At 44.7% G+C, this 9,884-nt stretch carries 8 protein-coding genes; 3 read left to right on the plus strand and 5 right to left on the minus strand.

Annotation, left to right across the window (positions count from 1 at the left end):
• Nucleotides 1–922 precede the first annotated feature (922 nt).
• The gene (gene adhE, locus IM322_RS01535) at nt 923–3,589 is read left to right on the plus strand and encodes a bifunctional acetaldehyde-CoA/alcohol dehydrogenase (RefSeq protein ID WP_287674247.1); all 2,667 of its coding nucleotides are present in this window, start codon (nt 923–925) and stop codon (nt 3,587–3,589) included.
• Between the two features lie 66 nt (nt 3,590–3,655).
• Here adhE and gloB read toward each other — a convergent pair whose 3' ends face one another.
• Nucleotides 3,656–4,429 carry a hydroxyacylglutathione hydrolase gene (gloB, locus tag IM322_RS01540; RefSeq protein ID WP_287674248.1) on the minus strand — a complete coding sequence of 258 codons (774 nt, stop codon included), beginning with the start codon at nt 4,427–4,429 and terminating at the stop codon, nt 3,656–3,658.
• A gap of 45 nt (nt 4,430–4,474) precedes the next feature.
• A complete protein-coding gene (locus IM322_RS01545; RefSeq protein ID WP_287674249.1) occupies nt 4,475–6,325 on the minus strand; it encodes a polysaccharide deacetylase family protein in 1,851 nt (616 codons plus the stop codon).
• Between the two features lie 541 nt (nt 6,326–6,866).
• Between IM322_RS01545 and IM322_RS01550 the strand changes: the two genes are divergently transcribed.
• Complete coding sequence (locus IM322_RS01550; protein ID WP_002803336.1) at nt 6,867–8,018, plus strand: NAD-dependent epimerase/dehydratase family protein; 1,152 nt, start codon at nt 6,867–6,869, stop codon at nt 8,016–8,018.
• 116 nt (nt 8,019–8,134) lie between these two features.
• Here IM322_RS01550 and IM322_RS01555 read toward each other — a convergent pair whose 3' ends face one another.
• The 3 genes from IM322_RS01555 to IM322_RS01565 are packed head-to-tail and all read right to left on the minus strand — an operon-like array spanning nt 8,135 to nt 9,614.
• Nucleotides 8,135–8,635 (minus strand): Spy/CpxP family protein refolding chaperone, encoded by a 501-nt coding sequence (locus tag IM322_RS01555; protein WP_287674250.1) that lies wholly within the window; start codon nt 8,633–8,635, stop codon nt 8,135–8,137.
• A gap of 20 nt (nt 8,636–8,655) precedes the next feature.
• Nucleotides 8,656–9,030, minus strand: a complete 375-nt coding sequence (locus IM322_RS01560) for a hypothetical protein (protein WP_287674251.1) — start codon at nt 9,028–9,030, stop codon at nt 8,656–8,658.
• Nucleotides 9,030–9,614, minus strand: coding sequence for a sigma-70 family RNA polymerase sigma factor (locus tag IM322_RS01565; protein WP_287674252.1), 585 nt, complete (start codon nt 9,612–9,614; stop codon nt 9,030–9,032). The genes IM322_RS01560 and IM322_RS01565 overlap by 1 nt, the downstream gene beginning before the upstream one ends.
• 148 nt (nt 9,615–9,762) lie before the next feature.
• Between IM322_RS01565 and IM322_RS01570 the strand changes: the two genes are divergently transcribed.
• Nucleotides 9,763–9,884, plus strand: a 122-nt coding sequence (locus tag IM322_RS01570) for a helix-turn-helix domain-containing protein (protein ID WP_287713079.1), incomplete at its 3' end; no start/stop codon positions are given.

The following is a 9,884-nucleotide window of genomic DNA, read 5'->3' on the forward strand; positions in this document are numbered from 1 at the left end:
AACTATACCGATATTTTCTAGGTGTAGATAGCCTTGAATAGAGGTTCCTTTTAGGTTCAAAAATTTGTCAAGCATCATAAGTAAAATACTCGGGTTTTTGGCGATTATCTCAAAATTTAACTCAATTGTCTATCTTTTGGTAAGCTAAACGGCGCTTAACCTGCATGATCCAATAGCTATAACCCTTTTGGAGTCTATATCGGTGATCCGAAGTAAAAGCCGTTTAGCTTATTAACCTATTTGTGCCTTAAGTCCTTCTTTATATGAATTTCAGCTACTTTTGGGCGTAGGCTCTCTTATCTAATTTTATTTTAAGTTAATTATTTGCATAACAATTACCGAAGAGCCGAAAAGCCTACATTGCTAATAACAAAAAGCCTAACTTTCAGACTTCACAAATGGAGAGGATGGAAAAATTTCGCCAAGAAACTGGGTTTAGATTAATCATTCAAAACACCATCAAAATTGACTGATTTAATTCTATTTGATTCGGTTGCTCTGAAGATATTTATTTTCTAGAGTGTAGAGATATCCTAGTTTGATGTTGAATCTCACCCTGAATCCGTTGCCAAGCTGTGATCAACTTTAAACTTTTCACTCAAGGAGCGCGGAATAGAACCAGCTTCTCGAACACCGGCTTGAATTTCTGGTAACTTGATCATTGAGTCTCTGTCCTCAAACTTTTTCTAGGTACTGGTCAATCCTAATTTATACTAAATCCAGTTATCAAAAACTGATTATTTATTCTCCCCTTTGCATGAGTGCCTGTCCTGATATGTTACCTATGCTCAATGGATTTAGGATTAGTATCCTATAATACCAATGCTTAGGAAACTATAAAGAAAATCCCAAGATTAAGCGAATCCCCTGCCGAAAAACGCTATAAGAGAATAAAAAGCGTAATTTTATCTACAAAATTGTTATGACAGTTACCAATAGACAAGAGCTAGAAGAACTCATTCAACAGGTAAAAAAAGCTCAACAACAATTTGCCAACTATAGCCAAGAACAAGTAGATCTTATCTTCAAAAAAGCGGCATTAGCAGCTAACAACGCTCGCATTCCCCTGGCTAAAATGGCCGTACAAGAGACAGAGATGGGAGTAATAGAGGATAAAGTGATTAAAAACCATTTTGCCTCAGAAATCATCTACAACAAGTATAAACACAGCAAAACCTGCGGCATTATCGAAGAAGATAAATCCTTTGGTCTGCAAAAAATCGCCGAACCCGTGGGCATTTTAGCGGGGATCGTACCCACCACAAATCCCACCGCCACAGCCATTTTTAAAGCCCTAATTGCCCTGAAAACCCGCAACGGCATCATTTTTTCCCCCCATCCGCGAGCCAAAGACTGCACCATCGCAGCGGCCAAAATTGTCTTGGAAGCGGCCGTGAAAGCGGGAGCGCCGGCTGGTATTATTGGTTGGATCGATCAGCCATCGGTGGAACTTTCCCAAGCATTAATGCAACATCCCAGCATTAATTTAATCCTCGCTACCGGCGGTCCCGGTATGGTAAAAGCGGCCTATTCTTCGGGAAGACCTTCCTTAGGAGTCGGTGCCGGCAATACTCCCGCTTTAATTGACGAAACCGCTCACATAAAAATGGCCGTTTCCTCGATTATTCTCAGTAAAACCTTCGATAACGGCATGATTTGCGCCTCGGAACAATCGGTAATCGTTGTCGATAGCATCTATGAAGAAGTTCGACAGGAATTTATTGATCGCGGGGCCTATCTTCTTTCCCCCGAAGAAAGGGAAAAAGTCGCCGAGATTCTCCTAAAAGATGGTCATATCAACCCCGATATCGTCGGGCAACCAGTGGAAAAATTAGCCGCCATAGCGGGAATTTCTGTTCCAGAAGATACCCGATTACTAATCGGAGAAGTAGAAAATATTGGTTTAGAGGAACCATTTTCCTACGAAAAACTCTCGCCAATTTTAGCTATGTACCGAGCGAAAGACTTTGAAGATGGGGTGAAAAAAGCCGAAAAACTGGTCTTATTTGCGGGTCGAGGTCATACGGCCGTGCTTTATACATCTCCCTCAAATCGGGAACATATTAAACGCTTTGAAGACAACGTAGAAACGGCCCGGGTATTAATTAATACCCCTTCCTCCCAAGGTGCGATCGGTGATATCTATAACTTCCGTCTCGATCCTAGTTTAACCCTCGGTTGTGGCACTTGGGGCGGTAATTCCATCAGCGAAAACGTCGAACCTAGCCACCTGTTAAATATTAAAACCGTGGCCGAGCGCCGGGAAAATATGCTTTGGTTCCGAGTACCACCAAAAGTATATTTTAAATACGGGGCATTACCGATCGCTATTCGGGAATTAGCCGGCAAAAAACGGGCCTTTATTGTCACCGATAAACCTCTTTTTGACCTAGGAGTTACCGCAGCTTTAGAGGAAGTTTTAGAAGAAATCGGCATCACGGTTAATATCTTTTATGATGTGGAACCCGATCCTTCCCTAGAAACCGTCGAACGGGGGTTAAATGTGATTAATACCTTCAATCCCGATGTGATTATCGCTATCGGTGGCGGTTCCCCGATGGATGCGGCCAAAATCATCTGGCTACTCTACGAGCATCCAGAGATAGAATTCGAGAGCTTGGCCATGCGCTTTATGGATATCCGCAAACGAGTCTATGAATTGCCCCCTTTAGGTGAAAAAGCTCTGATGGTCTGTATTCCCACCACTTCGGGAACAGGATCGGAAGTGACTCCCTTCGCTGTTGTTACCGATCGCCGTAATAATATTAAGTATCCTCTGGCAGATTATGCCCTAACTCCCAGCATGGCCATCGTCGATCCAGAATTAGTGCTGAATATGCCGAAAAAATTGACAGCCTACGGCGGAATTGACGCTTTAACTCACGCTCTTGAGGCCTACGTCTCGGTTTTAGCCTCAGAGTACACCAATGCTCTTGCTCAAGATGCCATCCGACTGCTGTTTAAATACCTGCCCAGTTCCTATCATAACGGGGCTAAAGACCCGAAAGCGCGGGAAAAAGTTCATTATGCGGCGACAATGGCAGGAATGGCCTTCGCTAATGGCTTTTTAGGCATCTGTCACTCCATGGCCCACCAATTGGGGGCCATTTTCCACATTCCCCACGGTCTCGCCAATGCCTTGATGATTTCCCACGTCATCCTCTATAATGCCACCGATGCCCCCTTTAAACAGGCCACCTTCTCTCAGTACAAATATCCTAACGTGAAATGGCGCTATGCCAGGATCGCCCATTCCCTGGGATTGGGAGGAGAAAGCGAGACCGAAAGTGTGGAAAGATTGGTATTAGCGATCGAATGTTTAAAACGGGAAATCGGTATTCCGGCCAGTATTAAAGAGGTAATTCCCGAAACTGAAGCCGAATTTATGGCCAAATTAGACCATTTAGCCGAACAAGCTTTCGATGATCAGTGTACCGGAGCCAATCCCCGTTATCCCCTGATCGAGGACTTAAAAACCCTGTTAATCCAAGCTTATCACGGCAATTTGCCCCTAGAGGTGGCGGTAAATGGTCACGGTGATGTCAGTCTTGCCGATTTGAAGTTAGATCCGCAACCCTTGAGCTTGTAATCTGATCCGATAACGCGAGCGATCCTGTATTCTCAGGATCGCTCGTTTTTTTTGACGCCGCTACTGCTAAAAATTATCTTTTTTCCCCCGCAGCCGTGCAAACACTTGTACTGGTTCTCTGCTATCCATGGTCATTTCCAAAGCGGGACTATCCCAGCGCAAAAAAGGATTAGTCAGCTTTTCCGTCCCCAAAATTGCCGGAATCGTGGGAATATCTTGAGCGCGATTTTTCTCCACTTCCCGATAACGCTGTTGCAGAGCAGCATTATTAGGGTCAACTGTCAAGGCAAACTTTAAATTATTTAACGTATATTCGTGAGCGCACCAAACCCGGGTCTGGTCAGGCAGCGATCGCAATTTGCTTAAAGAAGCCACCATTTGCCCCGGTGTTCCCTCAAATAAACGACCACAACCCCCAGAAAACAGGGTATCACCGCAGAATAACTCGCCGTAATCTCCGGGGTTAACCGGGGGAAAATAATAGGCAATATGACCGCGAGTGTGGCCGGGGACAAAGAAAACCTCGGCCCAGCGACCGGCAAATTCCACCCGGTCCCCCTCCTCTAAAAACAGCTGCTGGCCCGGAATGCGACCGCGATCCTCCTTTCCCCCATAAACACAAAGATGGGGATAACGATTAATTAAAGCCTGATTAGCCCCCACATGGTCGCCGTGGTGATGGGTATTGAAAATAGCGACTAAATCCACCTGTAAAGCCTCTAATCGCCTGAAAACGGGTTCAGGTTCGGCCGGATCCACCACGGCCGCGATTTTTTGTGCGCGATCGTAGAGGAGGAAAATATAATTATCGGAAAGGGCGTTAAGACGTTCGATCTCCATGCTAGACTCTTGGGCTAAGGTTTAACTCGATCATATAGTGCTAACCTAACTCCCCGCAGGACAGGAATCGGCGAAAATTACGCAGGGAATCCCCACATGACTAATGGGAACAATATAGGTTTCTGTGGGGGGAAATAAAGCGACAACGTGGGGAACGGGGCGGGGAGTATAATGCACTTGCGATTGGCCTCGATAAGCGAGGGAAGTACTTGCTCCTGAATCCAACATCACCGCCTCCCGAAAACCTGCCTGTACTAATAATTCTCCCAAAGCCATCGAATCGATCGGGTCTCTGGAAACCCCGATTACTGGCTGTCCTGCCTGATTAATTCCCCAAAAAGCCCGGTGACGCAGGGCATCAAAACCGTAAAGTGTACCAAAGGATTCTCGCGATTGTGGTTGTCCATCTTTGACTAACCAAGCGGCCGCGACAAAAGCATCCGTAACCTTGAGATCATCTCTGGCCTCCGCTGCAATTCCTTCTAGGGTATTATGACGGGCAGGATCAAAAGGAAGATAACGCACCCATCGATCGGTAATGATTACTAAAGGACGACCCTCTAACTTGCCGATTTCACCTTCATATCCCGGGATAAAGCCGCCATTTTCGCTTAAAACCGGCCCGATCATCTGATTTGAGTCCAATTCCTTGAGAGAGAAAAAACCGCCATCTACAGCCGCGATCGCTTCTGTGCCGGCGATAATTTCCTCCACTTGATAGCGACTATCAGCGTGGATAGTTTTGGGAATCCCGCCACTAATCAGAACAAGTGTATTGCTTGGGAATTCCACTTCCCGTTTTTGGATGGTGGTGGCAAAGTTAAAACCACCATCCCTACGGGGTAAGGGATCACCTCCCCAAGCTTGCGGTACAATTTCCCTGGTGCGCGATTGCCCAAAGCGTCCAATAGTGAGTAAATCGGGGGATTGTCCAGCAAAATGTTCATCGAGGTCATTCATCGATAAAGCCGCCCGATAACCCGCTTTTTTGACGAATTCCTTCACTCGATCGTCCGCCTTCCCTTCCGGATAGGTGAAATAATTAATCGGAATGCCCAATTCTTTTTCTAAGATTTGTTTCGATTGCTTGACTTCTTGCTCCAAATCTGCATCGGACAATAATCTTAAATCCCGGGGATGACTAACACTATGGGAGACAATTTGTACTAGAGGATCGGCGGCCATTTCCTGGAGTTGTTGCCAAGTGACACTGGTTCTGCCAGTTTTTTGAGTCATTTTATTGATATAAATCGAGAAAACGGCGGGATAGTTATATTTTCTCAATAAAGGATAGACATACTGGTAATGTCCCCCATAACCATCATCAAAAGTCAATAAAACCGGTTTAGCGGGAAGGGGGATACCTGTCCGCAGATGGGAAATTAACCAATCGATACTGATAGGAGTTGCCCCGATTTCCTGCAAAAATTGAAAATGTGCCTCTAATTCCCCCGGAGTAACGTCAAAAAATACCTCTTTTTCCGGTAAAATGTCGTGATACATTAAAATCGGTACTTTTGTCTCTTGAGCGCGGGGATGAATTTCTGGCCAGAGTGCTAATTCGATCGCTGTTGCCGAGTTATTTTGCCAATTATCGAGACTAATATCGTTTTTTTGGAGAGATAGGGGAACAATCACGCGATCTGATAAGTTTTTATAGGTTTTACAATCAAAAATTCTCGATATATCCTTAAAAGAACTATTTTCTAGGACATAATCCGCGCATTCCGGTTGAAACTCCCTAAAGGGTGCGGGGAGAGAATCACCCCCCACCAGAGCATTAGAACGAGGATAGAGAGAAATTGTCCAAATAATCAGACAAGTGACGATAAATGCCAAAAATCCGTATAGGGGAAGCAAAGGAAACGAAGATTTTTGCCGAGCTTGCCAACGCATAAGATCAAGTAATAAAGTAAAAAGTAAAAAGTAAAAAAGCAGATAGTCCCTGAGTTACCGAAAAAAACTGCCTTTTATCTAGATTTTTGGCTTTTGTTTTCTCGTCAGCAAAGCCCACTGATTACAAGCTGAGTTTCCCTGTAATCCGTTCCCTTGTCAAGTTTTCTAGAACACCCTCATCAGTGAGCAGTGAGCAGTGAGCAGTGAGCAGTGAGCAGTGAGCAGATTTGAGTTTTCAGTGGACAGTGGTAAGCTAAACGGCTTTTACTTCGGATCACCGATATAGACTCCAAAAGGGTTATAGCTATTGGATCATGCAGGTTAAGCGCCGTTTAGCTTAATCAGGAGTCAGTCTCGATGAAAAAATTTTCACCCCCACAGATGAAAGAGGTTTCCTTCCCTACACCCCACACCCCACACCCCACACCCCACACCCTACACCCCATCACCCCCGCTATGTTCACGGGGATTAAGTTGGTAAAGCGTGACACAAAACTGCTAGAGTTACCAAAGACGAGTATATAAACTTTACAGATATTGTATGAGAGTTTTGGTTATTGGCGGAGACGGCTATTGTGGTTGGGCAACGGCACTCCATCTATCAAATAGAGGTTACGAAGTAGGCATACTTGATAGTTTAGTTCGTCGCTATTGGGACTTACAATTAGGCTGCGATACCTTAACACCGATCGCACCCATATCTCATCGGATTCAACGCTGGCAAGATCTGACGGGAAAATCGCTCGATCTTTTTGTCGGGGATATCAATAACTACGACTTTTTGATTCAATCCCTGCGACAGTTTCAACCGGATGCGATTGTTCACTTCGGAGAACAGAGATCTGCACCCTTCTCCATGATCGATCGCGAACACGCAGTTTTAACCCAAGTTAACAACGTTGTTGGCAATTTAAATATCCTCTACGCGATGAAAGAGGAATTTCCCGACGCGCACCTAGTGAAACTGGGAACCATGGGTGAGTATGGCACACCGAATATAGATATTGAAGAAGGCTACATCACGATCGAACATAACGGTCGTAAGGATACTTTACCCTATCCCAAACAACCCGGTAGTATGTACCATCTCAGCAAAGTCCACGATAGCCATAATATCCATTTTGCCTGTCGGATGTGGGGTTTAAAAGCCACAGATCTCAATCAAGGGGTGGTTTATGGAGTCCTCACCGAAGAAACGGGAATGGATGAGATGTTGATTAACCGTCTCGATTACGATGGGGTTTTTGGTACTGCTTTAAACCGTTTTTGTATTCAAGCGGCGATCGGTCATCCCCTGACAGTGTACGGTAAAGGTGGCCAAACGCGAGGATTTTTAGATATCCGCGATACCGTGCGTTGTTTGGAATTAGCGATCGCAAATCCCGCTCAATCGGGGGAATTCCGCGTCTTTAACCAATTTACCGAACTGTTTAGTGTCGGTGACTTGGCACTGATGGTGAAAAAAGCTGGTTCCGCATTAGGGTTAAATGTGGAGATTAACAATCTTGACAACCCGCGCATCGAGTTAGAGGAACATTATTTTAACGCTAAAAACACGAAATTACTCGATCTAGGCCTACAACCTCACTATCTCTCCGATTCTCTCCTCGATTCCCTCCTAAACTTCGCCACCAAGTATAAAAATCGGGTAGATATGAATCATATCCTACCAAAAGTCACTTGGAAACGATAATTTATTAGTAAATGATCAGTTGAGGATGGGGTAGTAACCCATCCTTTGCGTTTTTCTAATGTATCGGAATCAAACTCGATCGCCAGTTAAAGTTGCTTAATCCGCACTGATGGGAATTATGGTCGTCCGCAATTGGGGAAATTAGGGCAACGTTCCTGCATTAATTGGGAAAATTCCATTCTTTGAGCGGGAGTTAAGACTTGGCGAATTTCCAAAAAATTCTCAAATTGCAGGTTACTGATTTCTTGGCGATTGCGAGAGATTTGCTGATGTTTGGAGCGGATATCTCGATCGGAGGCATTATTTGATAATAAACTATTTAATTCTTGTTCGTTGTTTCTAATGGTTTCTTGCAATTTTTGGATTTGTCCCCGATATTTCTGACGAATAGCGGCAACTTTTGACTTTTGGTCATCGGTAAGGTTCAATTGTTCGATTAGTCCTTCTCTAGAATTATTCACCCGACGGGGACGACTCTCAGGACGCTGGGGAGAGCTAGTTTGAGCGATAAATAGACGATCTTGGGGATAGGATAACACAGTGGCAGTTGGGGCTAGGTTAACGGCTAGAGTTAAAGCCATGGTCGTGCCGAAAATCGAGAGAGTAGAAAGGGACATAATTGACCTCCACAAAGAAATTAAGGATTATAGGTAGAATAGGTGAGTTGAGGCTCGTTTAAGCTCATCCAAGGCGAACTATAAACGCTAGGAGCAGCAATCGGTGGAGCGATGCTATGGTTCCAACTCTCCACTAAAAAAGCTTCTAACTCCTCGTCGGAAATTTGGCCCAGTTGTGGATGAGGATGAGACCAACGATAGGAAGCAAAAATCAGTGCCGATAAGGCAGTAATACCAGTGATCAACCCCAATAAAGGCAGGGATTTTGGGGAAGTTACCGGTTTTTCTCCCCGAATCATTTGCATTAACTGTTCTTCTTGATCTATCGGTCGAGGTGGCAGCGATGGACGATAGCGACGCAGAAAATTAACCACTTTGTCATCTTCTGGGGACATTAGAGAACTCCTTGTTTTTGCAAAAATTGACCCATGGTTTTACGCGCATAATGAAGACGTGATTTCACCGTACCGAGGGGAATTTCTAAGATTTGGGCAATTTCCTTTTGAGGTAAGTCCTCTAGATCGTGAAGGACAAGGACAGCGCGATGTTCTAAACTGAGAATTTCTAACCCTTGTCGGACGACTTCCTCATAATGCAGTTGCATCAAATCGGGACTATCTTGGGGACGGGATTCGCTATCAAGGGAGTTTTCCTCATCAGTGCTTTTGGCCATCCTCATTTGTCTTTTGGCTAATTGTCGCCGACCATCGATCGCCACATTCCAAGTGATCCGATAAACCCAAGTGGAAAAGTATTCAGGTGAACGCAATTTCGGCAACCCGCGCCACACTCTTAAAAATACCTCTTGGACAAAATCCTCTAGGAATTCCCGTCCACAGAGTTGATAGAGAGTAGAGCGGATTTTTGGTTGATAAAGACGGTAAAGGTGGGGAAAAGCACCCCTATCACCCTTTTGACACTTTAAGATTAACTCTCGATCGCTCACAATTGTTTGCTTATCGGTTATCACCTCGATCATTCCCGTCACCCCTAGCTACTTGTCTGTTTAGACTAGGGGATGCCAAGAATGGTTCATCGAAAATTTTGGGTCTGAAACCCCGTCGTTCTACGACGGCTTTACTATTAAATATTAGCACATTTACGAAATATATGCTAAAATGTGAGACATGGAAAAAGCCTACTCGTTTCGATTTTACCCCACACCAGAACAAGAGTCGCTATTGCGGCGCACTTTGGGCTGTGTAAGATTAGTTTACAATAAGGCACCCCATCTCAGAACACAAGCATG

It is taken from the genome of Microcystis sp. M109S1, assembly GCF_020247025.1.
Classification (GTDB): Bacteria; Cyanobacteriota; Cyanobacteriia; order Cyanobacteriales; family Microcystaceae; genus Microcystis.

What these genes read in the sequence shown, in the direction of transcription:
- IM322_RS01550 (WP_002803336.1), top strand. Translation starts at nt 6,867, where the DNA reads ATGAGAGTTTTGGTTATTGGCGGAGACGGCTATTGTGGTTGGGCAACG.
- IM322_RS01565 (WP_287674252.1), bottom strand. Translation starts at nt 9,614, where the DNA reads ATGATCGAGGTGATAACCGATAAGCAAACAATTGTGAGCGATCGAGAG.
- IM322_RS01545 (WP_287674249.1), bottom strand. Translation starts at nt 6,325, where the DNA reads ATGCGTTGGCAAGCTCGGCAAAAATCTTCGTTTCCTTTGCTTCCCCTA.
- gloB (WP_287674248.1), bottom strand. Translation starts at nt 4,429, where the DNA reads ATGGAGATCGAACGTCTTAACGCCCTTTCCGATAATTATATTTTCCTC.
- adhE (WP_287674247.1), top strand. Translation starts at nt 923, where the DNA reads ATGACAGTTACCAATAGACAAGAGCTAGAAGAACTCATTCAACAGGTA.
- IM322_RS01555 (WP_287674250.1), bottom strand. Translation starts at nt 8,635, where the DNA reads ATGTCCCTTTCTACTCTCTCGATTTTCGGCACGACCATGGCTTTAACT.
- IM322_RS01560 (WP_287674251.1), bottom strand. Translation starts at nt 9,030, where the DNA reads ATGTCCCCAGAAGATGACAAAGTGGTTAATTTTCTGCGTCGCTATCGT.